The organism is Saccharothrix obliqua (genome assembly GCF_019375475.1).
Taxonomy (GTDB): Bacteria; Actinomycetota; Actinomycetes; order Mycobacteriales; family Pseudonocardiaceae; genus Actinosynnema; species Actinosynnema obliqua.
Window position 1 is genome coordinate 384,765 of the sequence record NZ_JAHXGQ010000006.1, and the last position, 24,846, is coordinate 409,610.

At 72.5% G+C, this 24,846-nt stretch carries 33 protein-coding genes and 1 tRNA gene; 15 read left to right on the plus strand and 19 right to left on the minus strand.

The features are described from left to right. Window positions 1-111 precede the first annotated feature (111 nt). From KZQ38_RS21385 to KZQ38_RS21400, 4 genes are all read right to left on the minus strand, one after another. A complete protein-coding gene (locus KZQ38_RS21385; protein WP_219443898.1) occupies window positions 112-693 on the minus strand; it encodes an HAAS signaling domain-containing protein in 582 nt (193 codons plus the stop codon). Between the two features lie 11 nt (window positions 694-704). Continuing rightward, a complete protein-coding gene (locus KZQ38_RS21390) occupies window positions 705-1,058 on the minus strand; it encodes a PadR family transcriptional regulator (protein WP_219443899.1) in 354 nt (117 codons plus the stop codon). Between the two features lie 235 nt (window positions 1,059-1,293). Next, window positions 1,294-1,367, minus strand: a tRNA-Pro gene (locus tag KZQ38_RS21395). 21 nt (window positions 1,368-1,388) lie between these two features. Continuing rightward, window positions 1,389-2,351, minus strand: coding sequence for a metallophosphoesterase (locus KZQ38_RS21400; RefSeq protein ID WP_308258512.1), 963 nt, complete (start codon window positions 2,349-2,351; stop codon window positions 1,389-1,391). 64 nt (window positions 2,352-2,415) lie between these two features. Here KZQ38_RS21400 and KZQ38_RS21405 point away from each other — a divergent pair, with 64 nt between their 5' ends. Further along, on the plus strand, window positions 2,416-2,883 hold the full coding sequence (locus tag KZQ38_RS21405; RefSeq protein ID WP_219443901.1) for a GatB/YqeY domain-containing protein: 468 nt from the start codon (window positions 2,416-2,418) through the stop codon (window positions 2,881-2,883). On the opposite strand, the gene KZQ38_RS21410 is transcribed toward KZQ38_RS21405, so the two are convergent. Continuing rightward, the gene (locus tag KZQ38_RS21410; protein WP_219443902.1) at window positions 2,880-3,344 is read right to left on the minus strand and encodes a P-loop nucleotide/nucleoside kinase family protein; all 465 of its coding nucleotides are present in this window, start codon (window positions 3,342-3,344) and stop codon (window positions 2,880-2,882) included. The two genes, KZQ38_RS21405 and KZQ38_RS21410, sit on opposite strands and share 4 nt — an antisense overlap. Continuing rightward, window positions 3,341-5,779 (minus strand): penicillin-binding protein, encoded by a 2,439-nt coding sequence (locus tag KZQ38_RS21415; protein ID WP_219443903.1) that lies wholly within the window; start codon window positions 5,777-5,779, stop codon window positions 3,341-3,343. Before KZQ38_RS21415 ends, KZQ38_RS21410 begins: the two co-directional genes overlap by 4 nt. Window positions 5,780-6,038: 259 nt before the next feature. Here KZQ38_RS21415 and KZQ38_RS21420 point away from each other — a divergent pair, with 259 nt between their 5' ends. After that, the gene (locus KZQ38_RS21420) at window positions 6,039-6,326 is read left to right on the plus strand and encodes a WhiB family transcriptional regulator (RefSeq protein ID WP_219443904.1); all 288 of its coding nucleotides are present in this window, start codon (window positions 6,039-6,041) and stop codon (window positions 6,324-6,326) included. Window positions 6,327-6,361: 35 nt separating this feature from the next. Here the strand turns inward: KZQ38_RS21420 and bagB are convergent, their stop codons facing one another. From bagB to KZQ38_RS21445, 5 genes are read right to left on the minus strand one after another with little or no spacing between them, the layout of a single operon-like run. After that, the gene (gene bagB / locus KZQ38_RS21425; protein WP_219443905.1) at window positions 6,362-7,483 is read right to left on the minus strand and encodes an ATPase BagB; all 1,122 of its coding nucleotides are present in this window, start codon (window positions 7,481-7,483) and stop codon (window positions 6,362-6,364) included. After that, window positions 7,480-8,472 (minus strand): ATPase BagA, encoded by a 993-nt coding sequence (gene bagA, locus KZQ38_RS21430; protein WP_219443906.1) that lies wholly within the window; start codon window positions 8,470-8,472, stop codon window positions 7,480-7,482. Before bagA ends, bagB begins: the two co-directional genes overlap by 4 nt. A gap of 43 nt (window positions 8,473-8,515) precedes the next feature. Continuing rightward, window positions 8,516-8,767: a hypothetical protein gene (locus KZQ38_RS21435; RefSeq protein ID WP_219443907.1), complete on the minus strand. Its 252-nt coding sequence runs from the start codon at window positions 8,765-8,767 to the stop codon at window positions 8,516-8,518. Between the two features lie 4 nt (window positions 8,768-8,771). Further along, window positions 8,772-9,026, minus strand: a complete 255-nt coding sequence (locus KZQ38_RS21440) for a hypothetical protein (RefSeq protein WP_219443908.1) — start codon at window positions 9,024-9,026, stop codon at window positions 8,772-8,774. Then, on the minus strand, window positions 9,023-9,277 hold the full coding sequence (locus tag KZQ38_RS21445) for a hypothetical protein (protein WP_219443909.1): 255 nt from the start codon (window positions 9,275-9,277) through the stop codon (window positions 9,023-9,025). Before KZQ38_RS21445 ends, KZQ38_RS21440 begins: the two co-directional genes overlap by 4 nt. A gap of 123 nt (window positions 9,278-9,400) precedes the next feature. On the opposite strand from KZQ38_RS21445, the gene KZQ38_RS21450 reads away from it, so the two are divergent. The 6 genes from KZQ38_RS21450 (at window position 9,401) to KZQ38_RS21475 (ending at window position 13,085) form a co-directional block, all read left to right on the plus strand. Next, window positions 9,401-10,255, plus strand: a complete 855-nt coding sequence (locus KZQ38_RS21450; protein ID WP_219443910.1) for a helix-turn-helix domain-containing protein — start codon at window positions 9,401-9,403, stop codon at window positions 10,253-10,255. A 10-nt stretch (window positions 10,256-10,265) separates the two neighbouring features. Beyond that, on the plus strand, window positions 10,266-10,442 hold the full coding sequence (locus KZQ38_RS21455) for a DUF397 domain-containing protein (protein ID WP_219443911.1): 177 nt from the start codon (window positions 10,266-10,268) through the stop codon (window positions 10,440-10,442). 74 nt (window positions 10,443-10,516) lie between these two features. Continuing rightward, a complete protein-coding gene (gene sp36, locus KZQ38_RS21460; protein WP_219443912.1) occupies window positions 10,517-10,672 on the plus strand; it encodes a Sp36 family protein in 156 nt (51 codons plus the stop codon). Continuing rightward, window positions 10,669-11,127, plus strand: coding sequence for a RidA family protein (locus KZQ38_RS21465; protein WP_219443913.1), 459 nt, complete (start codon window positions 10,669-10,671; stop codon window positions 11,125-11,127). Before sp36 ends, KZQ38_RS21465 begins: the two co-directional genes overlap by 4 nt. Before the next feature lie 2 nt (window positions 11,128-11,129). After that, entirely contained in the window at window positions 11,130-11,732 is a 603-nt protein-coding gene (locus KZQ38_RS21470; protein ID WP_219443914.1) for a hypothetical protein, read from the plus strand. A gap of 39 nt (window positions 11,733-11,771) precedes the next feature. Next, entirely contained in the window at window positions 11,772-13,085 is a 1,314-nt protein-coding gene (locus tag KZQ38_RS21475; protein ID WP_219443915.1) for a hypothetical protein, read from the plus strand. A 15-nt stretch (window positions 13,086-13,100) separates the two neighbouring features. Here KZQ38_RS21475 and KZQ38_RS21480 read toward each other — a convergent pair whose 3' ends face one another. After that, on the minus strand, window positions 13,101-14,006 hold the full coding sequence (locus tag KZQ38_RS21480; protein WP_219443916.1) for a Gfo/Idh/MocA family protein: 906 nt from the start codon (window positions 14,004-14,006) through the stop codon (window positions 13,101-13,103). Between the two features lie 4 nt (window positions 14,007-14,010). Continuing rightward, the gene (locus KZQ38_RS21485; protein ID WP_219443917.1) at window positions 14,011-14,367 is read right to left on the minus strand and encodes a hypothetical protein; all 357 of its coding nucleotides are present in this window, start codon (window positions 14,365-14,367) and stop codon (window positions 14,011-14,013) included. A 28-nt stretch (window positions 14,368-14,395) separates the two neighbouring features. Here KZQ38_RS21485 and KZQ38_RS21490 point away from each other — a divergent pair, with 28 nt between their 5' ends. After that, window positions 14,396-15,163: an NUDIX hydrolase gene (locus tag KZQ38_RS21490; protein WP_219443918.1), complete on the plus strand. Its 768-nt coding sequence runs from the start codon at window positions 14,396-14,398 to the stop codon at window positions 15,161-15,163. Next, window positions 15,160-15,897, plus strand: a complete 738-nt coding sequence (locus KZQ38_RS21495; protein ID WP_219443919.1) for an MBL fold metallo-hydrolase — start codon at window positions 15,160-15,162, stop codon at window positions 15,895-15,897. Before KZQ38_RS21490 ends, KZQ38_RS21495 begins: the two co-directional genes overlap by 4 nt. Before the next feature lie 81 nt (window positions 15,898-15,978). On the opposite strand, the gene KZQ38_RS21500 is transcribed toward KZQ38_RS21495, so the two are convergent. From KZQ38_RS21500 to KZQ38_RS21515, 4 genes are all read right to left on the minus strand, one after another. Further along, entirely contained in the window at window positions 15,979-16,374 is a 396-nt protein-coding gene (locus tag KZQ38_RS21500; RefSeq protein ID WP_308258513.1) for a hypothetical protein, read from the minus strand. A gap of 70 nt (window positions 16,375-16,444) precedes the next feature. Further along, on the minus strand, window positions 16,445-17,683 hold the full coding sequence (locus KZQ38_RS21505) for an MFS transporter (RefSeq protein WP_219443920.1): 1,239 nt from the start codon (window positions 17,681-17,683) through the stop codon (window positions 16,445-16,447). Between the two features lie 395 nt (window positions 17,684-18,078). Then, window positions 18,079-18,753, minus strand: a complete 675-nt coding sequence (locus tag KZQ38_RS21510) for a Crp/Fnr family transcriptional regulator (protein WP_015097742.1) — start codon at window positions 18,751-18,753, stop codon at window positions 18,079-18,081. A 197-nt stretch (window positions 18,754-18,950) separates the two neighbouring features. Continuing rightward, window positions 18,951-19,202, minus strand: coding sequence for a hypothetical protein (locus KZQ38_RS21515; RefSeq protein ID WP_015097743.1), 252 nt, complete (start codon window positions 19,200-19,202; stop codon window positions 18,951-18,953). Between the two features lie 204 nt (window positions 19,203-19,406). On the opposite strand from KZQ38_RS21515, the gene nth reads away from it, so the two are divergent. The 5 genes from nth to KZQ38_RS21540 are packed head-to-tail and all read left to right on the plus strand — an operon-like array spanning window position 19,407 to window position 23,429. Beyond that, entirely contained in the window at window positions 19,407-20,177 is a 771-nt protein-coding gene (nth, locus tag KZQ38_RS21520) for an endonuclease III (RefSeq protein WP_219443921.1), read from the plus strand. After that, window positions 20,174-20,767: a TlpA family protein disulfide reductase gene (locus KZQ38_RS21525; protein WP_219443922.1), complete on the plus strand. Its 594-nt coding sequence runs from the start codon at window positions 20,174-20,176 to the stop codon at window positions 20,765-20,767. Before nth ends, KZQ38_RS21525 begins: the two co-directional genes overlap by 4 nt. After that, window positions 20,764-21,426, plus strand: coding sequence for an NUDIX hydrolase (locus tag KZQ38_RS21530; RefSeq protein ID WP_219443923.1), 663 nt, complete (start codon window positions 20,764-20,766; stop codon window positions 21,424-21,426). The genes KZQ38_RS21525 and KZQ38_RS21530 overlap by 4 nt, the downstream gene beginning before the upstream one ends. 16 nt (window positions 21,427-21,442) lie before the next feature. After that, a complete protein-coding gene (locus tag KZQ38_RS21535; RefSeq protein ID WP_219443924.1) occupies window positions 21,443-22,630 on the plus strand; it encodes a MarP family serine protease in 1,188 nt (395 codons plus the stop codon). Between the two features lie 37 nt (window positions 22,631-22,667). Next, on the plus strand, window positions 22,668-23,429 hold the full coding sequence (locus tag KZQ38_RS21540) for a methyltransferase domain-containing protein (protein WP_308258514.1): 762 nt from the start codon (window positions 22,668-22,670) through the stop codon (window positions 23,427-23,429). Here the strand turns inward: KZQ38_RS21540 and KZQ38_RS21545 are convergent. Together KZQ38_RS21545 and KZQ38_RS21550 are read right to left on the minus strand one after the other, a co-directional pair. After that, window positions 23,404-24,327: an alpha/beta fold hydrolase gene (locus tag KZQ38_RS21545; protein WP_219443925.1), complete on the minus strand. Its 924-nt coding sequence runs from the start codon at window positions 24,325-24,327 to the stop codon at window positions 23,404-23,406. The genes KZQ38_RS21540 and KZQ38_RS21545 overlap by 26 nt on opposite strands. Window positions 24,328-24,335: 8 nt before the next feature. Further along, entirely contained in the window at window positions 24,336-24,815 is a 480-nt protein-coding gene (locus KZQ38_RS21550; RefSeq protein WP_219443926.1) for a phage holin family protein, read from the minus strand. Window positions 24,816-24,846 lie beyond the last annotated feature (31 nt).

Genomic DNA, 24,846 nt, shown 5'->3' on the forward strand with positions numbered 1-24,846 from the left:
TCCGCTACTTGGGTGTAAAATCACCCCTTCGAGCGATCTAGTGGGCTATCGGTAATACGGGCGTATGCCGTGGCGATAGCGGGTCACCGGGGTGAGCGCAACTACGCGTTGTCACCGGCGTCGCTCCAGCAGCCTGGCTCCCGCCAGTACCACTACTTGCACGGCCGTGTAGGGGAGCGCGAGCAGGCCGAGGTTGACGAAGCCCCCGGCCGTCCCTCGTGGGTCGGAGATCAGGTCGAGCGGCGAGTACCACTGCCCGTCCCGAGCCATCCCCGCCACCACCAGCAGTGCTGCCAAGCACGGCAATCCCACCAACAGCACCCGCGTCGCCGGCGTCCACCGACGGGAGGTGCCCACGATCAACGACCCCACCACGTACCCCACCGGTGGCACCACGGCGCCGCCCAGCAACAACAACGACAGTCCCACCAGATCCCATCGGCGCAACGGTTCGTGTCGCACGTCGGGGATCCGGTTCTCGCCGGCGACGTCCAGTTCCGCAGCGATGATCTCCTCCGGGGTGCCGAGACGGTCCAGCACGGTGCGGATGTCGACCTCCGACGGCGACTCGGGCAGGGACGCGTCTATGTGCGCACGGATCTCCTCCACCAGCTCTTCGCGCCGTAACGGCCGTAATGGCACCGCCTGTTGCCGCAACGTCTCCAGGTACGAGACGACGAGCGGATGTTCCACAGCCGACCTGCTCACGCTTGATCGCCCCCTGTCGCGATGATCCCGTCAACGGCCTCGCTCAACGCCGCCCACTCCCGCCTGAACCGCGCAACCGCGGCAACCCCGCTGTCGCTGAGCCGGTAGTACCGCCGAGGCGGCCCCAGTCCGCTCTCACGCCACGTCGTCTCCACCAGCCCGCGCCCGCGCAACCTGGACAACAGCGGGTAGACCGTGCCCTCGCTGACCACCAACCCGCGCTGTGCCAGCTCCCGCACCACCTCCACCGCGTACCGCTCCCGCCGATCCAGCAGGGCGAGCACGCAGAACTCGACCACCCCTCGCCGCAACTCCGTCAACAAGCTCCGTTCGCGCCCTTCGGGCTCCATGCATCGCACGGTACCTTGCGACACAAGGATGCCGGGCCGCAACGTGCCGCTCCACTCCCCGGTCGGGAAACCACCCGTTCGCGGGGGCGCTTGCATGAGGGTGACTACGGCGTAGTCACGGACCATTCCGCTCGCGCGGAGAAGCTGTCCACGGAATCCCGAGGCACCCTGAAGTGGTAGCCCCGTTCAGACGAGTCAGGGCCTGTCCGAAATCTCGGACAGGCCCTGAGCTGCGTCGGGGTGACAGGATTTGAACCTGCGACCTCTTCGTCCCGAACGAAGCGCGCTACCAAACTGCGCCACACCCCGGTCTTGCTGACGGGGAGAACTCTACCTGACGTTCCCACCAACTCCGAACCGGGTACCCCTTTCCGCTTCACCCGCGGCCTGACCTGCGTCTACGGGCCGCGGCACGAGGGTGAGCAGGCTGGCCTCCGGCGGGCAGGCGAAGCGGACCGGGGCGTAGGGCGAGGTGCCCAACCCGGCGGAGACGTGGAGCCACGTGTGGGCGCCCCAGCGGGAGACGCCGCGGGCTCGCGAGCGGTCCAGGTCGCAGTTGGTCACGATCGCCCCGTAGCCCGGCAGGCGGAGTTGGCCGCCGTGGGTGTGGCCGGCCATGACCAGGTCGTAGCCGTCCGCCGCGAACGGGTCCAGCACGCGGGGTTCGGGGGAGTGGGTCACGCCCAGGCGCAGGGCCGCCGTGCGAGGCGCCTCGCCGGCGATGTCCGAGTACCGGTCGCGCTTCAGGTGCGGGTCGTCCAACCCCGCCGCGAAGACCTCCTGCCCCGCGACGGTGAACGTGCGCCGCTGGTGCGTCAGGTCCAGCCACCCGCGCTCCACCATCGCCGCCCGCAGGTCGCGCCACGGCAGCGGGATGCCGTGGATGCGCTTGGTCTTCGCCGCGGGCATCAGGTAGCGCGCCGGGTTCTTCGGCCGCGGCGCGTAGTAGTCGTTGCTGCCGAACACGAACACGCCCGGCCGGTCGAGCAGGGGACCCAGCGCGCGGATCACGGCGGGCACCGCCTGGCGGTGCGCGAGGTTGTCGCCGGTGTTCACCACGAGGTCCGGCTCCAACTCGTCCAGCGCGGCCACCCAGCGCTGCTTCGACCGCTGGTCCGGCATCATGTGCAGGTCCGAGATGTGCAGTACGCGCAACGGCGTGGCGCCCGGCGCCAGCACCGGCACGGTGGCCTGGCGCAGCGTCCACCGCCTGCGCTCGATGCCCGCCGCGTAGGCGAGCGCGGCCGTGCCGACGGCGGACGTGGCGAGCAGGGTTCGGCCTAGCGTGTTCACGCCACCGAGGGTAGGGGGTTGACCGATTCGGGTCGCAGCGCGGTGCCCGGTAACGTCTGCCCGCATGGCGGAGCTGAAGGCGCGGTTGCAGGCGGACCTGACGGCGGCGATCAAGGGCCGGGAGACGGTCCGCGCGGGCGCGCTGCGCATGGCGCTGACCGCGATCACCACCGAGGAGGTGTCGGGCACGTCCGCGCGTGAACTCTCCGACGACGAGGTGCTGAAGGTCCTCACCCGCGAGGTGAAGAAGCGCAAGGAGGCCGCCGAGGCGTTCGCGGGCGCCGGTCGGGACGAGCAGGCCGAGCTGGAGCGGATCGAGTCGAAGGTTTTGGCGGACTACCTGCCGGCGCAGCTGTCCGACGACGAGCTGGGCGCGCTGGTCGACGCCGCCGTCGCCGAGGTCGCCGCGCAGCTCGGCGAGCAGCCGGGCCCCCGCCAGCTCGGCCAGGTCATCAAGCTGGCCAACGGCAAGGTCGCGGGCCGCGCGGACGGCGGCCGGGTCGCCGCCGCCGTCAAGGCCCGGCTCGCCTAGACCACGACCTCGCCCTCGCCGACCGGTTCCTCCGACCGGTCGGCGATCCAGTCCAGCACCTCCGGCGTGATCAGCCCGACCGCGTCGTCGGCGTTGCGCGCCGCGAGCCGCCGCAGCAGCTCCGCCCGCGCCACCTTGAAGTGGACCAGCCGCCACGTCCCGCCGGCCCCGGTCACCAACCGCTTGTACTCGTCGCGCTCGGCCCGCTGCCCGAGACCGTGGTCCAGCACCACCGACCGCCCGGCCCGCACGTGCTCGACCAGCTCCCGCCGCACCTCCGCGAGCACGGGCCCGAGCAACGCCAGGTGCGCCGACTCCGGGTAGTCCCGGCCGAGCCTGCCGTGCCGCGCCACGACCCGCTCGTCCACGGCCAACCGCACGACGCCCTGCCGCGCCAACGCCTTCGCGTACGTCGTCTTGCCCGCGCCGGGCAGGCCGACCAGCAGGTGCACGACGCTCATCGGCCCGGCGGGTCGGTCGGCAGGCTCACCCTGGGCGGCTCGGTCGGTCGACCGGGTGGCGGCTCGGCGGGCGGCGTGGGCGTGTCGGCGGGCTGCGGCGGCGGGACGTAACCCGTCGACACCAGCAGCGTCACGACCGTGCCGCGCAACGCGCTGCCACGCGGTGTCTGGCTGACCACGGTTCCCTTGGGGCGCTCCGAGTTCCGGTTCGCCGTCGTCACCTGGTAGCCCGCCTCCTCCAGCTCCCGGATGGCGTCGTTGACGTTGCGGCCCACCACCTCCGGGATCTGGATCTCCTTGCCGCCCTTGAGGTACCGCTCGTCGACGGGCGGCAAATCGCGGTCGGGCAGTCCCTCGTGGACCTTCGTCATGGTGTCGAACCAGGTCCGCGCGGGCACGGTGCCGCCGTAGATGTCGCCGTCCCGGCACAGCCGCGGCGGCCCGCCGTTGACGCAGATGCCGCGTGGCGTGGTGCCGTCGTTGAACGTCTGCACGGACGCCGCGTAGTGCGGCGTCGCCCCGATGAACGCGGCCGACTTGTAGTCCTCGGTCGTGCCGGTCTTGCCGATCATCGGCCGGCCCCACTTGTACTGCCGCGCCGCGGCGGCGGCCGTGCCGGCGCCCTGGTCGTCCTTGCTCATGCCGACCGCGAGGCCGTTGGCCAGCCCCTCGGCCACCACCTGCTCGCACGGCGGCTCGTTGACCGGCACCGCCTTCCCGTTGCGGTCCACCACCTTCGCGATGGGCGACGGCGGGCACCACACGCCGCCGCTCATGATGGTCGCCGCCACGTTCGCCAGCTCCAGCGTGCTGACCGGCGCCGGGCTGAGGGTGAACGACGCGTTGCCGCCGTTGGCCTTGTAGAACTCCGTCTGCGTCACGCGCAGCTCGCGGTTCTTCGCCTTCGGGTCCGGCCGCACGCCCGCGATGTTGGTGGCCATGGTCTCGCGCATACCCAGCCGGGACGCCATGTCCACCACCGGGTCCATGCCCAGCTGCTCCTCCAGGATGACGAAACCGGTGTTGGGCGAGGTCTGGAGCGCGGTCTGCAACGACATCCGCGCCGGGTAGCCGGAGGACGCGTTGCCCAGGCAGTACCAGCGGGTGTCCGGCTCGCCGGTGGACGGGCACCGCGCGCCGCCGCCCTTGAACACGCGGGACACGTGCGAGGCGGGCGTGGCCATCGAGTTCTCGATGCCCATGCCCTTCTCCAGGGCCGCCGCCGCGGTGAACACCTTGTAGACGCTGCCCGCGCCGAACTTGTTCTCCACGCCGGACGGCAGGTCGTAGGTGGTCTGGTTCTGGTCGGCGTTGAGGCCGTAGTCGCGGTTGGCGACCAGCGCCACCACCTCGTGCCGCTCGCGGCCGGGCCGGACGATCGCCATCGCGTTGGCGATGCCCTCGGTGGACTTGGCCACCAGCGCCTCGGTGGACTCCTTGGCCTTGCGGGTGATGTCGCGGTCCAGCGTGGTCTGCACGGTGTAGCCGCCGCTCTTGAGCTGCTCCAGGCTGAAACCGTTGCGCTGGAGGTAGTTCAGCACGTACGAGCAGAAGAACCCGTTCTCCGGCCCGGCGCCGACGCAGCCGTTGGCCGGTGTGCGCACCGGATCGGCGAGGCCGAGCGGTTCTTTCTTGGCGGCTTCGGCGGCGTCGCGGGAGAGCTTGTCGTTCTCCACCATCTTGTCGATCACCTGGTTGCGCCGCTCCAGCGCCTTCTCCGGGTACGCCTCCGGGTTTAGCGCCGACGGGCTGTTGACCATGCCCGCGAGCATCGCGGCCTGGGGCACGGTTAGCGCGGCGGGCGTGGTGTTGAAGTACGCCTGGGACGCCGCGGCGATGCCGTAGATGGTCGATCCGAACGGCACCACGTTCAGGTAGCGGGCGAGGATTTCGTCCTTGCCGAGTTTGCGTTCGAGCTGCAACGCGATGCGTGCTTCCCGTGCCTTGCGCGCAATTGTCTGCTCTTGGGCTTTCTGCTGCTCCACCTGGTTGTTCCGCGCCACGACGTGCACGAGGTAGTTCTTCACGTATTGCTGGGTGAGCGTGGAGGCACCCTGCGTGACCACTCCGCTGAACTGGTTGGTCAGCCCGGCCCGGATGGTGCCGCGCCAGTCGACGCCCTCGTGCTCGTAGAAGCGCCGGTCCTCGACGGACACCAGCGCCGCCTTCATGGTCGGGCTGATCTTCTCGGGTGGTACCAGCACCCGGTACTGGTCATACAGGTAGGCGATGGCCGTACCGTCCTTGTCCGTGATCGTGGAGATCAACGGCGGGTCGGTGGTCACGAGATCGGCGGAGATCGCGTCGACGGTGTCGCTCGCCCGGTTCGACACCAGGCCCAGCGAGCCCACGACGGGGAACATCAGGCCCGCCAGCAACACGCCGGCTAGCAGACACAGGCCGAGCAGTTTGAGCACGCCGTTCCTGGCTCGCATGACAGGTCAGCGTACGCGCGACCGGGCCGGGTGATCAGCATCCGCAACCTTCATTACCCAGGATGAGTGTTCGTACTCAAGACAGGTAACAGGTGGGCAACCCAGGGTTGGAGGTGGAACCAGGAGGCTCTACAGTCCGTCACTGTCCAAGACAGCAGCCAACGGCACGACCACTCGATGGTGAAGCCTACGGCATCCGCGGCAGGGGTGTGGCGGATTTAAAAGAGTCATGGGCACTGTGTGAACCGAGGTGGGGGTTATGCAGCAGGGGGATTGGCGGATCAAGGCCATGTGCCGTGATGAGGAGCCGGACCAGCTCTTCGTCCGCGGTGCGGAGCAGCGCAAGGCCAAGGTGGTGTGCCTGGGTTGCCCGGTGCGCACCGAGTGCCTCGCGGAAGCTCTGGACAACCGGATCGAGTTCGGTGTCTGGGGTGGCATGACGGAACGGGAGCGCCGCGCACTGCTGCGCCGGCGGCCCGACGTGACGTCCTGGCACGAGTTGTTGGACTCGGCCCGCCAGGAGCACCAGGAGGAGAAGGTCGGGTAGGAACTACCCCCGAACGGGTGAGTCCGAACGGGTGATCACTCGCCCGCGAGCCGACGACCGATCTCGTGCAGGCCGTCCAGGTCGTGCACGTCGGCGGGCAGCGCGGGCACACCGACCAGGGGCACACCGGGGTGCGCGCGGGTGAACCGGGCGAGCAGTCGCTTCTCCCGATCGGCGACGGCCACGCGGTCCGCGTGCACCCGCAGCACCGCGGCGGCCAGCGGGGCGTCCCCCGAGCGCTCCAGCCGGTCCGCCGCCGCGAGCGCGCCCGGTGCGGGCAGTGCGGCCAGCACCGGGTGGGTGCGGTTCGCGACCAGCCCGTTGATCGGCATCTGCTCGGTGGACAACCGCTCCACGAAGTAGCTGGCCTCGCGCAGCGCGTCCGGTTCCGCCGCCGCGATCACCAGGAAACCCGTGCCCGGTGACCGCAGCAGCTCGTAGGTGGCCTGGGCGCGCTGCCGGAAGCCGCCGAACATGCTGTCGAACGCCTGCACGAACGTCGAGGCGTCCTGGAGCAGCTGGCCGCCGACGATGGTCGACACGGCCTTGGTGAACATCCCGAACCCCGCGCCGACGATCTTGCGCAGGCCGCGGCCACCGGCTCGCGCGGGCGCGGACAGCATCCGGATCAGCTTGCCGTCCAGCACGGTCGACAGCCGCTGCGGCGCGTCCAGGAAGTCCAGCGCGCTGCGGCTCGGCGGCGTGTCCACGACGATCAGGTCCCACTCGTCCGCGGCGACGAGCTGGCCCAGCTTCTCCATCGCCATGTACTCCTGCGTGCCGGAGAACGACGTGGAGATCGTCTGGTAGAAGGGGTTCTGGAGGATCTGCTCGGCCCGCTCCCGACCCGCGTGCTGCCACACCATGTCGTCGAACGTGCGGCGCATGTCCAGCATCATCGCGTGCAGCTCGCCCGGCGGGTCGAAGCCGTCCACGCGCACCTCGCGCGGCTGGTTGTCCAGCTCGCGCAGGCCGAGCGACTGCGCGAGCCGCCGCGCCGGGTCGATGGTCAGCACGACGGCGCGCCTGCCCCGCTCGGCGGCGCGCACCGCCAGCGCGGCGGCCGTGGTGGTCTTGCCGACGCCGCCGGAGCCGCAGCACACCAGGACCCGGGTCGCCGGGTCGTCCAGCAACGCGTCCACGTCCAGCTTGTTCACCGCACACCCCGTCCGACCAGCACCTCGGCCAGCTCGTAGAGCGCGGCCACGTCCACGCCGTCGGTCAGCTCGGGCAGCTCCAGCGTCGGCAGGTCGGCCTCGGCGAGCAGCTCCTTGGCGTCCTGCTCCATCCGCAACCGCACGGCGTGCTCCGCGGTCTGGTCGACCAGCCCGGCCAGCACGTCGTCGTCCACCTCCAGGCCGCCCGCGACGAGCCCGGCCCGCAGCCCGGCCTCGTCCACCCGGCCCGCCGCCGCCGCCGCGACGGCCGCCGCGGGCAGCCGGGGCGGGCGGACCCGGTTCACGAACACCGCGCCGGGGCGCAGGTCGGCGCCGTCCAGCTCGGCCACGGCGTCCAGGGTCTCCCGGACCGGCATCTCCTCCAGCAGCGCGACCAGGTGCACGGCCGTGTCGCCGGAGTGCAGCAGCTTGACCACGCCCTCGCTCTGCCCCTTGACCGGGCCGACCTTGGCGAGGTCCGCCATGGCCCGGGTGACGTCGAGGAACCGGACGACCCGCCCGGTCGGCGGCGCGTCCAGCACGACGGCGTCGTACTCGTGCCGGCCGGACTTGCCCGCCCGCCGGACGCACTCCTTGACCTTGCCGGTCAGCAGCACGTCGCGCAGGCCGGGTGCGAGGGTCGTGGCGAACTCGATCGCACCCATCCGCCGCAGGGTCCGGCCCGCGAAGCCCAGGTTGTAGAACATGTCCAGGTACTCCAGCAACGCCGCCTCCGGGTCGACGGCGAGCGCGCGCACCTCGCCGCCGCCGGGCGCGGACGCGATCCGCTCCTCGGCGTACGGCAGCGGCGCGCGGTCGAAGAGCTGCGCGACGCCCTGCCGGTTCTCGACCTCGACCAGCAGCACCCGGCGCCCACCGGTGGCCAGCGCCAGGGCCAGCGCGGCGGCCACCGTCGTCTTGCCGGTGCCGCCCTTGCCGGTGACCACGTGCAGCCGGGCGCGGGTGAGTTCGTCGGTCCAGCCGTTCACCAGGTCAGCCTATGCGCGCCGGGTGTGCACCCGCTGGACACGGTCAGTCCATCATGGTGATGAAGGCCACCGCGATGGCGGTCGCCGCGACGATGCCCCACGCCGCCACCGAGGGCAGCCAGTAGGCGATCAGCACCGCCACGACACCCACCACGGCGAGGCCGACCAGGCCGGCCCGCCAGACGTCGGCGTCCCGGGTGTTCCTCCGGTCGCGGGCCTGCGCCACGCCGACGAGCACCAGGATCAGCCCGCCCAGCACGAACGAGCAGGTCGCGACGATCCGCCACGTCTCCACGCGATCAAAGTAGCGCCGGACCACCGGTCCGGGCAGTGTTCACCCACACCAGACGGGTGATGACGGAGTCGCCCTCTTCGAAGTACCGCAACGCGCTCTCCGGGCTCGCCGTGAGCATCCGGAGGTCGCCCGACGTCGAGGCGACCTCCGCGTGGTCCTCGAACGCCATGCCCCACGCGGCGATCCAGTCCTCCTCGTCGTCGTGCTGCACCACCGCGAACAGCTGCGGTGCGAGCCGGTCCACGTCGATTCCCGTCATCCGTCCTCTTCCTCCCTGGTGTCGACCGGGCCGTCGACCACGACGTGCCCCCGGGCCTCGGCCCACCGCAGTGCCTGCCAGCCGATGCCGAGCATCAGGACGCCGAGGCGGCGCGCCCACTCCTCGACCGGCTCCGTGTACTCGGTGGTGCTCCGCCCGCTCGACTCGTCCAGCACCCGTGCGATGAACCGCTTGCAGTCGTCCAGCACCCGCCCCGCCGCCGCGGCCATCTCCAGCTCGTCGCGATCCATCCGCCCCGTCCCGAATTGCCCCTCGAATGAGACGAGCCTAACATCTGTACAGTACAAGCCCGCGGAGTTCAGCCGGGTGAAGTCCGGTAGCGGTACGTTGCCCAGAGTGATTGGAATAAGTGAATGGCGGACGGCACCACCCGCGGCAAGCGCAGGCTGGCCCGATTCGTGCGCGAACTCCAGGAGAAGTCCGGCCTCACCCCCGAAGAGATCGCCAAGCGGATCCGCGTCTCGCGCCCCACGGTCACCCGATTGCTCGCCGGCACGCACTTGGCGCGCTGGCCGTCTCTCTCCGTGATCCTCGACGTGCTGGAAGCGACACCGGAGCAGAAGACGTTCCTGCTCCAGATGTGGGAGGTCGCCGACGTCGACAACGCGACCGTCGAGCACGCCGCCGCGCTGCCGGTCAGGTACCGGCGGTTCCGGATGGACGAGCTGGAGGCGCACCGCGAGCGCACCCTCGACGTGGTGTACGTGCCCGGGATGCTCCAGACCGGCGCGTACGCCGAGGCCGTCGCCCGCGCCGCGCACCGGGTGGTCACCGGCGACCGCTGGGAGCGGACGGCCGCGGCCGAGCGCCGTGCGCGGCAGCGGCTGCTCGACCGCGACCCGCCGTTCGAGCTGCACGCGTTGATCGACGAGGCCGCGTTGCGCCGCGTGGTCGGCGGGCCGGAGGTCATGCGCGCGCAGCTCGACCACCTGGTCGCCGCCGCCGCGCGGGACAACGTCACCGTGCAGGTGCTGCCGTTCGGCGTCGGCGCGTACGGGCCCACCCCGTCGGCGTTGCTGCTCCTGCTGGACTTCCCCGAGCCGGACGCCCCCTGCGCGGCCTACACCGAGGAGGTGTCCGGCCTCGCGATGCTGGAGGAGCAGCACGAGGTGGCACCGTTGGACGGGGTGTGGCGCGACGCCGCGGAGGTGGCCCTGCCGCCGCGGGAGTCCGTCGACTTCATCAAGGCGGTCCGGGATTCCCGGTGAGGAGAAGGTGATGACGCAGACCTGGCGGAAGAGCACGTGGAGCGCGTCGGCCGCGCAGTGCGTGGAGCTGGCCGTCGCGGTGGACGCGACCGGCGTGCGGGACACCAAGAACCGGACCGGCGGGACGCTCGTGTTCCCGGCGCGGTCCTTCCGGGCGTTCCTCGCCGACCTGAAGTCCGGTCGGTGACGTCCGACGACCCGGTCGGGTAGTGAGGGCGATCCCCGGGTGCCGGTGTGCGGGGTGCGGCTAGGCTGCGCGCCATGACCAAGTGGGAGTACGCCACCGTCCCGCTGCTGATCCACGCCACCAAGGCGATCCTGGACCAGTGGGGCGAGGACGGCTGGGAGCTCGTCACCGTCCTGCCCAACCCCAGTGGTGAGCAGCACGTCGCCTACCTGAAGCGGCCCAGGGCATGAGCTGGTCGGCCCGTCTCGCCGAACTCGGCGTCGAACTGCCGGAGGTGGCCGCGCCGGTCGCCGCCTACGTGCCCGCCGTCCGGTCCGGGTCCCTGGTGCACACGTCCGGCCAGCTCCCCTTCGTCGGCGGCGTGCTCGCCGCGACCGGCAAGGTCGGCGCGGACGTCGACCCGGAGGCGGCCAAGGGACACGCGCGGACGTGCGCGCTCAACGCGTTGGCCGCCGTGCACGCGCTGGTCGGGCTCGACTCGGTGGTCCGGGTCGTGAAGCTGACCGGCTACGTGGCCTCGGCCGAGGGCTTCACCGGCCAGCCCGGCGTGGTCAACGGCGCGTCGGAGCTGCTGGGCGAGGTGTTCGGGCCTGCGGGTGCGCACGCGCGGGCCGCGGTCGGGGTGGCCGAGCTGCCGCTCGGCGCGCCGGTCGAGGTGGACCTGATCGTCGAAGTCGGGGGGTGAGGATGGCGGACACCCTGCACGAGGTGCTGCTGCGGCTCGCGGGCAGGCTGCCCGACGACGTGCTGTGGCGGTACCGCGACTGGGCCGTGACGGACGCGGTGCCGGTGCTCGCGCGGGCGCTGCCCCGGACGCTGCTGCACGACCGGATCGGGCTGACCGACCACGAGCAGCGCCTGCTGGTCGAGGCGCTGGTGCCGCACGGGGCGGACCTCGGTGCGATCAGTTCCGTGGAAGGGCTGGACGAGGAGCCCGATCCCGGTTACACATTCACCCCGGAATCACCCGAACGGGTGTCGATGGGCGATTCCGCGTCCGTGGTGCTCGGCGCGACCCTGCGTGGTCGCCAGGGGGTCGGCGAAGTCCGGTCCACGTGGCGGCGCGGCGGGGACGGGACCAGGCGGATCATCCTGGTCGCGGCCACCGTCGAGCACGCCCGCCTGGCCGGCGAACTCCAGCGGGTGCTGCGGGCGCTGGGCGAGCAGGACCCGTGCGTGGAGGTCCTGCCCGTCGGACTGGACCTGCCGCCCTACCACCGGGCGGCGTTGGCGGCGTCGGAGCTGGTGTGCACCGGTGCCGAGGCCGACGGACACCTGGTGCCCGTCTAGACGCTCGTCGCTGCCGCGCGGGCCGGAAGGAGAGCAGGCGTGACGAACGACGGAGTGGGACTTCCCGTCCGTTTACACGACCTCCTGTTGGCGCTGGCGGGGCGCGTTGACGACGACGCGCTCACCCGGGCACGGGAGCTGCTGGCGGTCGCCGAGCCGGACCGGGCCGTCGAGCTGGTGGTGGGTGTGCTGCTGGCCGGTCGCATCCCGGTGACCGGTGACGAGCGGCGCGAGATCGGTGGGCTGCTGGACGAGGTGCGGTCGGACCGCACCCTCGCGGACCGCTTGTTCGCGGTCGAGCAGCTACCGCCCGTCAGGCACCGCTTCACCATCGAGTCCGACCCGGCCGACGGGTTGGCCGAGGTGGTCGCCCACACGGCGACCGTGCTGCCCGACGTCCGCTCGGTGCGCGCCACCTGGCGGTCCAGCCCGGCGGGTGCCGTGCCCGGACCGCTGCCGCAACGCGTCGTGCTGGTGGACATCGGCCCGGCGGGTTTCGCGCCGGCCACGGCGTACCGGTTCGGCGTGGTGCTGCGCCGTGCGGGTGTCCAGGCCGCCGTGGAGGTGCTCACCGCGGGCACGCCGCTCAGCGAGTACCACGCCGCCGCGGTCACCACGGCGCGCGAGGTGTTCTTCCAGGCGACGGCGGTGCCGGTGCCCCCGCCACCCGACTCCGGAACCTGGTTCGACGGCGACAGCCGGGACGAGGCACCGGTGGCAGAGCCGGCACCGGTGCCCGCGGTGGAAGCTGAAGCCGGCTCCACGTCACGTCGTGCGCGGGTCGACCCGTTCGAGTTCGAGGGTGTCCAGGACACCCCGTTCGAGGACGTCCGGGTCGACGACGGCCGGGACGAGGCCGTCGAGCCCGTCGAGGCGGGGAGTTCCCTGTTCGAGGGCGTCCAGGTCGAGGCGCCCCAGATCGAGACTCCCCGGTTCGAGGGCGGCCAGCCGTTCCCGCCGAAACCGGTGAAGCGGCTGCGCGAGGTGCCGCCGCCGGACGAGGACGAGCCGGAACCGGTCGCACACGGTGAACCCGAGTTCACCCCGGAACCGGCTCAGCCCGAGCCGGAACCGGTGCGGCTGCCCGAGCACCCGCTGTCGCGGGCCGAGGTGACGACGGAGCTGAACGCGGACGACCTGGCGGCGTTGCAGGCGGCGCTCGCGGACGGGCCGGTGCCGTCGTCGGTCGCGCTGCCGCCGACCGTGGACGCCAAGCTCAGCGACCGCGAACGGGCGTTGTTGCAGCAGTTGCACGAGGAGTTGGCGCAACGGGAGCAGCAGTCCTGGCCGCACGGCCCGGAGTACGTCAACGGCGTGCCGAAACCCGGCGGCAACGGCAAGTTCCCCGGCTGAGCCCGGCCGCCCCGGTCACGCGACCGGGGCGGCCGCGCGTCGGGCCAGCTCGATCACGCGTTGCAGGTGCAGGCCGCGGCGCACGTCGCAGCGGTGCGCCGTGGTGCCGCTCTCGACCATGGCGACGAAGTCGTCCAGCAGGTTCGTGTAGGACTGCTGGGCGGACGTCCCGCGGTCGGCGAGCGCCCGGTAGCCGTGGTCGCCGTAGAAGCTCACCTCGACCACGCTCGGCGTCACGGGCACGTTCATGGTCAACGTGGCGCTGCTGGTCGCGCCGCCCTCGTGGCCGAGCACGACGTGCCACAGCCCGCTGTCCGAGCGGTGCGCGGCGAGCACGTCGGTGATCCGGCCCAGCGCCGCGTCCAGCAGGTCGAACGCGTGCGGGCCGATGTCGTCCAGCGGTCCGCGCTCGTGCCGCCACGCCGAGGCCGAGTACGGCCCGCCGAGCAGCGCGCCGGTCAGCCAACGCGCGTTGCCACCGGTCCAGCCGCCGGTGGCGTGCAACTGCGCGAGCTGCTCCTCGGTCTCCGGTGCGAACCGCCGGGTGAGCATCACCAGCGACACCACACCGGCCCGGTCGACGGCGTCGGCCAGGCGCTCCGCGCCCGCCAGGGTGGCCGCGACCGGCTTCTCCAGGATCACGTGCCTGCCCGCGGCCACCGCCTGGAGCGCGATCTCCTCCTGGGTGGCTGGCGGCACGGCGAACGCGACCGCGTCCACGGTGGACAGCAGCTCGGCCGGGTCGGCGGCGACCGCCGCGCCGTAGGGGTCGGCCAACGCCGCCGCGGCCTCGGGGCGGCGTGCCCACACGGACGTCAACCGGGTGCCGGGGTGGTCGGCGATGCCCGGCGCGTGCACCTGCTGCGCCCAGGGGCCGGCACCGATGAGACCTACGCGCAGTTGCTCGTCCACGCCGACCATGCTGTCACCGGCCGCCCTCGTACGCCGAGGCGGGCACGAAGATCCGCCCGCCGTTGGGGAACTCCAGCCCGATGCCGTCCGCTTCCCGGACCACGCGTGGATCGCTGCCCCACGCCGCCGGTATGCGCACCACGTGCCCGTAGTTCTCCGACGGGCCGAGCAGCACCTCGTACTCCGGGCCGAACAGCAGCGACTTCTCCTCCTTCACCCACACCCCGGGTGTGCCCGGGTGGTGGTGGATCGTCTCGGTCGAGGGCAGGAGCAGCACGACGGCGAGAACGCCCGTCATGCCCGCGCCCACGAACCCGCCGACGACGAACAACAGCACCTTGGCCAGGCATCCCCGCGTCTTCGCGTCCACGTGGTCATCTTCGCCGTAGGCTCGGGTTGTGCGCGAACATCCGGATGAGCAGGCGGTGCCGGCGATCCCGAAGGACGCCGCCACCGTGGTGCTGCTGCGCGACCGCGCCGGCGAGCTGGAGGTGTTCCTCCAGCGGCGGGTGCGGGGCATGGCGTTCGCGGGCGGGATGACCGTCTTCCCGGGCGGTGGCGTCGACCCGCGGGACGCGGACACGTCCACGGCCTGGAGCGGTCCGCCGCCGACGTGGTGGGCGGAGCGCTTCGCGTGCCCGCCGGACCTCGCGCGGGCGCTGGTGTGCGCGGCGGTGCGCGAGACGTTCGAGGAGTCCGGCGTGCTGCTGGCCGGCGCGTCGGCGGACTCGGTGGTCGCCGACACCTCGGCGTACGCGGCGGCGCGGGCGGCGCTGGTCGCGCGCGAGGTGTCGTTGGCGGAGTTCCTGGCCGGCGAGGGGCTGGTGCTGCGCGCCGACCTGCTGCGGCCGTGGGCGAACTGGGTGACGCCCGTCGAGGAGCCGCGCCGGTACGACACGCGGTTCTTCGTGGCCGTGCTGCCGACCGGGCAGCGCGCGGACGGGTGGACGACGGAGGCGTCCGACGCGGTCTGGCAGACGCCGGCCGAGGCGTTGGAGGACTGGCGGGAGGGCCGGCGGATGCTCATGCCGCCGACCTGGATGACGTTGTCGGAGCTGGGCGAGCACTCGGGGGTGGCGGACGTGCTGGACGCGCCGCGCGTGGTGGAGAAGATCATCCCGAAGCTGGTGCGGGACGGGAACGCGGTGCGGGTGGTCTTCCCGTGACGCCGGCGTACGGGCGGTTGCGCGAGGTCACGCCGTTCGCGTCGGTGGTGCTGGCGGAGAACCCGTCGGTGATGACGCTGGAGGGCACCAACACGTGGGTGCTGCGCGCGCCCGGCTCGTCGTCGTGCGTGGTGGTCGACCCCGGTCCGCTGGACCGGGAGCACCTGGCGCGGGTCGCGGCGCACGGGCCGGTGGACGTCGTGCTGCTCACCCACGGCCACGCCGACCACGCGGAGGGCGCGGCCGAGTTCGGTTCGCTGGTCGACGCGCCGGTGCGCGCCGCGGCCGACCTGGTCGACGGCGAGGTGGTCGAGGCGGGCGGGCTGGCGGTCCGGGTGCTCGCCACGCCGGGCCACACCGACGACTCGCTGTGCTTCCTGGTGGCGGGCGCCGTGCTGACCGGCGACACCGTGCTGGGCCGCGGCACGACCGTGCTCGACGGCAGCCTGCGCGACTACCTGGCGTCCCTCGACGTGCTGGCCGACCTGCCGCCCGGCACCACCGCGCTGCCCGGTCACGGGCCCGAGCTGCCGGACGTCGCGGTGGTCGCGCGGCAGTACCGGGCGCACCGGGAGCAACGCCTTGCGCAGGTGCGTGCGGCCGTCGCCGAACTGGGCGGCTCGCCGACCGCGCGGCAGGTGGTGGAGCTGGTGTACGCCGACGTGGACCGGTCGCTGTGGCAGGCCGCCGAGTGGTCCGTGCGCGCGCAGCTCGACTACCTGGCCGAGGGCTGAGGCCGCCGCGCGCCCCACGCGGAAGGGGCACGCGGCGGCGGGCACGCGGGCCGGCGTTGCGGAGTCGCCGGTCCGCGCTGGTCACGCCGGCGTGCGCAGCGGCACCACCAGGTACATCAGCTCCACACCGTCCTCGCCGGGCGGTGCGGTGACCACGGTCGTGCGCAGGCCGTCCTGGATGCGCAGCTCCACCTGCCTGCCGCGGAACGCGGTCAGGGCGTCGGCCAGGTAGCCGGCCTGGAACGTCTTCGTGACGTGGCCGCCTCCGGTGGTGACCCGGACCGACTCCTCCGCCGCTCCCGGTCGCGGGTCGCTGCCGCGCACGCGCAGCACGCTGTCCTCGACCTGGAGCGTGACGGAGCCGTGCGGGCCGGAGCGCGGCGTCGCCCGGCGGACCGCGCACGCCAGGGCGTCCGCTTCCACCACCACGGTGCTGTCTATGGCTTCCTCCAGCGGGTCGTGCGGGTGAATGATCACGACAGTGTGCTGGGGAAGAGGGCCGTCGTCAGCCGATGGGGCGGTCGGCGCGGCGACGTTCAGGGAACCTTCAGCGGGACGCCAGGTCGACGTCCTCGCGGCTGGTCAGCGGCACGCCCGCGGCGACCGTGCCGCGGAACAGCCACACCAGGGCGGCGACCAGCAGACCGGCGCCGGCGGCGGCCACGAAGGCCGTCGACGTGCCGTGCCGCTCCACGAGCTGACCGCTGATCGACTGGCCGATGGCGAGCCCCACGGTGACCGACGTGATCACCCAGCCGAACGCCTCGGTGGCCGTGCCCGCGGGCGCCACCTGCTCGATCGCCGCCGAGTGCGTGGTGGCCTGCGGCGTGATGAGCGTGCCGACGACCAGCAGCGCCGCGCCGAGCCCGAGCAGCGTGGTGGGCACGGCCAGCAGCAGCGACAGCACCGCGAACCCGCCGAGCAGCACCGGCAGGCGCAGGTGCATGGCCTTCGGGAACGGCCGCGTCGCGTAGAGCACGCCGAACAGCACGGAGCTGACCGACCACAGGCTCAGCAGCACGCCGCCGAGCCCGACGTGGCCCGCGTCGGAGGCCGCGGCGGGCACGGCGACCTCGATGAAGCCGATGGTCACGCCGAAGCCCAGCGCGGCCAGCGCCACGGTGCGCATACCCGGTGACGCGAGGGCGCCCAGCAGGCTGCGCTTGGCCTGCTCCGGCCGCACGCGGCGGACCGTGGGGTTGAGCGCGAACCACAACGCGCCGACCACCATCGAACCCGCGCCGAGCACGACGCCGGTGCCCGCCCACGGCGCGGCGACCAGCAGGCCGGCCAGGCCGGGGCCGAGGATGAAGAAGACCTCCATGCTGATCGCCTCGTAGGCGTACCCGGCGTGCCGGGCGGAGCCGGGCGGCAGCATCCGCGCCCACAACGCCCGCGACGCCGCGCCCACCATCGGCTCGTGCAGGCCGACCGCGAACGCGACCGGCAGCAGGACGGCCAGCGGCGCGTGCGCCTCGACGGCGAACACGGCGAGCGTGACGAACACGGCGAACAACGACACCGTGCCGAGCAGCGGGCGGGTCGGGCCGAGCCGGTCCATGAGGCGGCCCTGGATGATCGAGCCCACCGCCACGCCGACCAGCGACGCCGCCGACACCAGACCGGCCGCGGCGAAGGACCCCGTCTCGCGCTGGACGTAGAGCAGCAGCGAGAGGCCGACCATGGCGATGGGCAGCCGGGCGAGCAGGGACGCGGCGACGGGGCCGCGCATACCGGGGGTCGTCAGGGCCGTGCGGTAGTCGGACAGGCGGGCAGAGTGGGACATGCGTACCAGTGTGCCTTACAGTGGTACGGGCGTACCAGTGTCGGCCCCGATGAGGTCCATCACCCGGTGTTGTGTTGCGGTTCGATTACAACTATGGGATGACCGGGTGAAACCGCGCAACGAAAGCGCTGTTCAGACGGTCCTTGAGGGTGAACGGGCTTGAGTTCGGTGGTGGGTGCCGTGCGATCGTGGGAAGCAGCACCGCCGGCCCGTTTCCGTCGAGGTCAGGCGGGTAACCGAACCTCCTTCCGGTGCCGAAGGGTCGGGGCCTGCGGGCGCCGGAAGTGTGGGTGGCGCGGTCTGTCGGGGGATGGGCCGCGCGAGAACAACAAGGCCGGTGCGCCGCGTCGGGGGCGGCGCCCGGTCTTGTTGTCCGAACGGGGTCCATCACGCGCTCACCGCGCCCGGCGGGCCAGCCGCTCCGGGTCCAGGATCAGCACGCTCTTGCCCTCCAGCCGCAGCCAGCCGCGGTGGGCGAAGTCGGCCAGCGCCTTGTTCACCGTCTCGCGCGACGCGCCGACGAACTGGGCGATCTCCTCCTGCGTCAGGTCGTGCGTGACCCGCAGCAGGCCAGCCTCCTGACTGCCGAAGCGCTGGGCGAGCTGCAACAACGCCTTCGCGACGCGGCCGGGCACGTCCGTGAAGATCAGGTCGGCCAGCATCGAGTTCGTCCGCCGCAACCTGCGCGCCAGCGCGCGCAGCAGCTGCTCGGCGATCTCCGGGCGGTTGGTGATCCACTGCCGCAGGGCCGGTCGGTCCATGCTCACCGCGCGCACCTCGGTCACCGTGGTCGCCGTGGACGTCCGCGGACCGGGGTCGAAGATCGACAGCTCGCCGAACATGTCGGAGGGTCCGAAGATCCCCAACAGGTTCTCCCGGCCGTCCGGCGACTTGCGCCCGATCTTCACCTTGCCGGACTGGATGATGTAGAGCCGGTCGCCCGGCTCGCCTTCCGCGAAGATCACGTGGCCACGCGGGAATTCAACGGACTCCAGCGTCTGCGCCAGTGCCTCCGCTGCCGCCGGTTCAACCCCCTGGAAAATGCCCGCGCGGGCCAGGGTCTCGTCCACCTCGTCCCTCCTGTCGAGACGCGACGGCTGGTCGAGCGCGTTCCGCCTTCTGGCGGATCAGCGCCTGCCGTCGATCACTGAGTGCAGTCTAAGCGCTGTGTCGTGGATCGCCTTTCGGCGCGCCGCGACCCAGCCCCGGACAGCCCGATAAGGCCCGCCGGGGGATGACCCCGTGGGCCTCGCCGGTCCTAGCCCCGCTAGCGGCGGGTGCGCCGCTGCCGCAGGTTCCTGGCACGACCACCCAGCCTGCGCAGCCGGAACAGCTCCAGCGCGCGGCCGATGCCGTGCCCGTAGAGCGCCCGGACCTCGTCCGGCCGGGCCGACTCCAGGAACTCCTCGACCTCGTCCTCCTGAACGGCGACGTGGCGTAGCCGAGCTTCGACGCGCTCCATGAAGAGCGCGAAGAACATGATCACGATCGGAACGGCGATGACGAACCAGGCAGTCATGATGGCTCCGATCCTTGCGCATCCACTTGGGACGCGCATCCGAGGGGGTCTCTACTTGGTCGCATGGGTCATCTTGTATGGGGACGTGCCAGGGGCAGGGGTGGTTGCGCGTGGTGCGCGAGTACCCGCGCACCGTGTGGTGAACCGCGCACGTGATCACCGCGGACCGCAAGCGCCGCAACGCAACGCAGTAGCCTGATTGCCATGGCGGCACCCAGCACGGTGAAAAAGCCGGAGACCGCGCTCGGCCTCACCCGGCGGGCGCGGCGGATGGTCCGGGTCCTCCAGCAGGGCTACCCCGACGCGCACTGCGAACTCGACTTCACCACGCCCCTCGAACTCCTGGTGGCGGTCGTCCTGTCCGCGCAGACCACGGACGTGCGCGTGAACATGGTCACGCCGGCCCTGTTCCAGCGCTACCGCACGGCCGCCGACTACGCCTCCGCCGACCGCACCGAGCTGGAGGAGCACATCCGCTCCACCGGCTTCTACCGGAACAAGGCCAACTCCCTGATCGGGCTCGGCTCGGCGCTGGTCGAGCGGTTCGACGGCGAGGTGCCGGGCAGGCTGGCCGACCTCGTCACGCTGCCCGGCGTGGGCCGCAAGACGGCGAACGTGGTGCTCGGCGACGCGTTCGGCGTGCCCGGCATCACCGTCGACACCCACTTCGGCCGCCTGGTCCGCCGCTGGGGCTGGACCGCGGAGGAGGACCCGGTCAAGGTCGAGCACGCCGTGGGCAAGCTGGTGGAGCGCAAGGACTGGACCCTGCTGTCCCACCGGACGATCTTCCACGGCCGGCGCGTCTGCCACGCGCGCACACCCGCCTGCGGCGCGTGCCTGCTGGCGCCGCAGTGCCCGTCCTACGGCATCGGCCAGACCGACCCGGCCAAGGCGGAGAAGCTGGTCAAGGGCGAGGAGGCACCGCACCTGATCGCGTTGGCCGAACGCGTGCGGGCGGGGGAGAGGCTGGCGTGAGCCGCGCGGCGCGGTGGGCGGTCGTGGTGCTCGTGCTGGCCGTGGCCGGCGTGGTGGCCGTGTGGCCGCGAACGGGGGACCAGACGTCGCCCGGCGGCGCGACGAGCGCGGGGCGGCCCGCGCCCGACCTCGGGCGGCTGCGGGAGCGGGCGGCGCTGGACGCGTGCCCCGCGGGTGCGGGCGGACCGGCCGAGCTGCGCGGCGTGCGCGTGACGTGCCTCGGCGACGGGTCCGCCGTGGACGCCGCGGCCACCGTGCCCGGCCCGGCGCTGGTGAACTTCTGGGCCACCTGGTGCCTGCCCTGCCAGGACGAGCTGAGGGTGCTGGAGGAGTACGCCCGGCAACCCGGCGCGGTGCCGGTGGTGACCGTGCTGGTGAGCAGCAAGGAGGGGGACGGGCTGGAGCTGCTGGCGAAGCTCGGCGTCCACCTGCCCACCGTGTTCAGCGAACCCGACGCGGTGCGCGTGGCCGTCCGCACGCCGCCCCGGGTGCCGGTCAGCTACGTGGTCGACGCGGGCGGTTCGTTGCGCGAGGTGACCTCCCCGATCGTCTTCGACCGCGTCGAGCAGGTGCGCGAGGTGGTGGGATGACCGCGCTGGTCGGTCCGGACGACGTGCCGGAGTGGATGGCCGGGCTGGTGCGGGCGACGGCCGAGGTGGACGCCCGCGCGTTCAGCCGGGTCTCGCCGCCGCCCGCCGGCGGTGGCCGCGCCGCGGCCGTGCTGATGTTGTTCGGCGAGGGCCGCGACGGTCCGGACGTGTTGTTGCTGCGCCGCGCGGACACCCTCGGGTCGCACCCCGGCCAGGTGGCGTTCCCGGGCGGCGCGGCCGACCCGACCGACGACGGGCCCGTGGACACGGCGCTGCGCGAGGCGTACGAGGAGACCGGCGTGCTGCGGTCCGGCGTGCGGCCGGTCGCGACGCTGCCCGAGCTGTACGTGCCGGTGTCGAAGTTCGTGGTCACGCCGGTGCTCGCGCACTGGGACCGGCCGACACCGGTCGCGGCGGTCGACCCGGCCGAGACGGCGGCCGTCGCGCGGGTGCCGATCGCGCACCTGGCCGACCCCGCCAACCGGTTCCGGGTGACCCACCCGTCGGGGTTCACCGGCCCGGCGTTCAGCGCGCCTGGCATGTTGGTGTGGGGTTTCACGGCGGGCCTGCTCAGCGGGTTGCTGGAGCTGGGCGGTTGGGCCCGGCCGTGGGACCAGTCCGACGTGCGCGACCTGGAGCCGGCGTTGCGCGCCACGTGATGGAGGGTTGGGCTGCGTGAACTGGGTTGACCTGCTTGTCCTCGCGCTGGCCGCCTTCGCCGCGGTCTCCGGCGCCCGGCAGGGTGTGGTCGTCGCGCTGCCCGCGTTCGTCGGCGTGCTGATCGGGCTGGTGCTGGGCACCCAGCTCGCGCCGCTCGTGGTGGCACGGGTGGACCACGTCGTGACGAAGGTCGTGTTCGCGGTCGGCATCGTGGTGTTGCTGGTCGCGCTCGGCGAGACGGTCGGCGTGTACTTCGGCAGGCTCATCAAGTCCAAGATCAGGTCCAGCCCGCTGCGCGGCGCGGACAACGCGCTCGGCGCGATCGTGCAGGGCGCGGTGGTGTTCGTGGTGGCGTGGATGATCGCGCTGCCGCTGACCGTGGTCGCGGGCCTGCCGTCGCTGGCCAAGGCGCTCAACCAGTCGCTGATCCTGTCCACCGTGGACGGCACCATGCCGCAGGCGGCGCGGACGCTGTCGCAGGACCTCCAGAGCCTGTTCGACGTGTCGGGCTTCCCGGCGGCGATGGACCCGTTCAACCGGACGCCGCTCAAGGAGGTCGGGCCGCCCGACCCGGCGCTGTCGGCCAACCCGGTCGTGCAGAAGCTGCGGCCGTCGGTGCTGAAGGTGCGCGGGCGCGCGCCGTCCTGCTCGCGGGCCTTGGAGGGCACCGGTTTCGTCGTCGCGCACGAGCGCGTGATGACCAACGCGCACGTCGTCGCGGGCACCACCGAGGTGGTCGTTGAGGTCGGGCGGGGCCAGTTCGACGCGACCGTGGTGCACTACGACGCGCAGACCGACCTGGCGGTGCTGGCCGTGCCGGACCTCAACGCCGAGCCCCTGGAGTTCCGGACCGACGAGGTGAAGCAGGGCGAGGACGGCATCGTCCTCGGCTACCCGCTGGACGGTCCGTACACGGCGTCCGAGGCGCGGGTGCGGGAACGCCTCCCGGTGCTGCGCGGACCGGACATCTACGACGCGTCGACCGTGACGCGCGACGTCTACACCGTGCGGGCGAAGGTGCGCAGCGGCAACTCCGGCGGCCCGCTGGTCGACCCGCAGGGCCGCGTGATGGGTGTCGTGTTCGGCGCGGCCGTGGACGACCAGGAGACCGGTTTCGTGCTGACCGCCCAGGAGGTCGCGGAGGAGGTGGCGAACGCGCCCGGCATGGTGCGGCGCGCCTCCACCCAAACCTGCGCGTCCTGATCACCGGATCTCCACATCCGGCTGGTTGCCTGGCCGCGTGGACGCGATCAGGTACCTGGACGCGGTGGCCGCCCAAGCCGCCACGCGTGCCTACAAGAGCAGGTTGTTGAGCGTGCTGGACCCGGAGCGCAGGCACACCGTGCTGGACGTCGGCTGCGGCCCCGGCACCGACCTGCCCGACCTCGCCGAGACCGGCGCGGAGTGGGTGATCGGCGTGGACGCCGACCCGCTGATGGTCGCCGAGGCGCGGCGGCGCGCGGAGGAGTACCCGGCGGTGTCCGTGCACGTCGGCGACGCCCGCCACCTGCCGCTGGCGGACTCGATGGTGGACCGGGCGCGGCTGGACCGGGTGCTGCACCAGGTGCCGGAGCCGGAGCGGGCGCTGGCCGAGCTGCGGCGGGTGCTGCGGCCCGACGGGATCGCCGTGGTGGCGCAGCCGGACTGGGACAGCATCACCGTCGACCCCGGCGACGACGCGGTGAACCGGGCCGTGCGCGACCACGTGTGCGCCGCCATGCCCGGCGCGACCACCGGTCGGCGGGTCGCCCGGCTGGCGGAGCGGGCGGGTTTCGAGGTGGTGCTCGACGCCACCGCGCCCGTGCTGCGTGACTTCGGCGTGGCCGACGAGGTGCTGGGCCTGAGCCGCAACGCGGAACGGGCCGTGCGTGCCGGGCGGCTGGCCGCCGACCGCGCCGCCGAGTGGTTGGCCGAGCTGCGCTCGGGGCCGTTCCTGGCGACGTTCGTGCTGTTCACGGCCGTGCTGCGGCCCGCGGTCAGCTCTGCCGCAGGAACTCGGTGATCAACCGGCCCGTGGTGTGCGGCGCCTCCTGGTGCGGGAAGTGCCCCACCTCGGGCAGGCAGCGGTACCGGGAGCGCGGCCCGACCCACTGACCGGAGTCGGCGGCGGTGCTCTCCAGCATCACCGGGTCCAGCGCGCCGTGCAGTTGCAGCACGGGCATCTCCAGGCGGCGGTCCACGGCCTCGACGAACCGGCGGCCGTCGTGACGCAGCTGCGAGCGCACGGCCCACCGGTGGTACTCCATCGCCGAGTGGGCCACGCCCGGCACGAGCACCGCCTCCCGGTTGCGGCGCAGCACCTCGTCGTACTCCGGTGAGACCGTCCACTTGGGACCGGCCCACGCGGTGATCAGCCGGGCCACCTCCGCGCCGCCGTCCGCGGTGAGCCTGCGTTCCGGCCACACCGGCAGCTGGTAGCGGAACACGTGCGCGCTCGCCCGGCCCTGCCGCCGCGGGTGGCGGCGGATGGCGCGGCGCAGCGCGAGCGGGTGCGGCGCGGACACCGCCGTGACGGTGTGCACCAGCCGCGGGTGCATGGCGGCGACCGTCCACGCGAGCAGGCCGCCCCAGGCGTGGCCGACGATGTGCGCGCGGGCCGCGCCGAGTGCCTTCACCAGGCCCGCGACGTCACCCGCCAGCGTGAAGCCGTCGTAGCCGCGCGGTGGTTTGTCCGAGTCGCCGTAACCACGCAGGTCCACCGCGACGGCGCGGAACCCGGCGTCGGCGAGCGCCACCACCTGGTGCCGCCACGACCACCAGAACTCCGGGAAGCCGTGCAGCATGAGCACCAGCGGGCCGTCACCGAGTTCCGCCACGTGCAACCGGATGCCGTTGGCCGAGACGTCCCGGTGCGCCCAGGGGCCGGGCACCCGGGCGGTGTACGGGTCCGGCGGTGACATGACGTGGTTCAGGACTCCGCGCCGCGGTGGGTGAGCGCCGCGACGGTGCCCTTGGCGGATTCGATGGTGCGCACCGGCGCCCGCAGCTTCTTGAGCTTGCGGTAGCCGAGCAGCGCGAACCCGGCGGTGGTCAGCAGCATCACGCCGAACACGATCAGGAACGCCGCCCAGCGCGGCAGCCACTCGGCCAGGAGTTCGGCGCCGAAGAAGAAGAAGAAAAAGGAGCTGAACAGCAGCACGGTCAACGCCACGATGAAGTAGACGCTGCCCTTGACCCCCTTCTTCACCTCCTGCGCGATCTCCGACTTGGCCAGTTCGACCTCTGCTCTGACCAGCGTGGACAGGTGGGTCGTCGCATCACGCACGAGCCCGCCGATGGACGTCTCCCCCGCGATCTTCTCCGCGCTCTCCGCGGTCAACGGGATCGACGGAACAGGTGGCAGCCCGCTGCCGTTGGTGTTCTCCCGAGCGCTGGTCACGCCGCTCATCGTGCCATGCACGCGGCACGGGAGCCTCTCG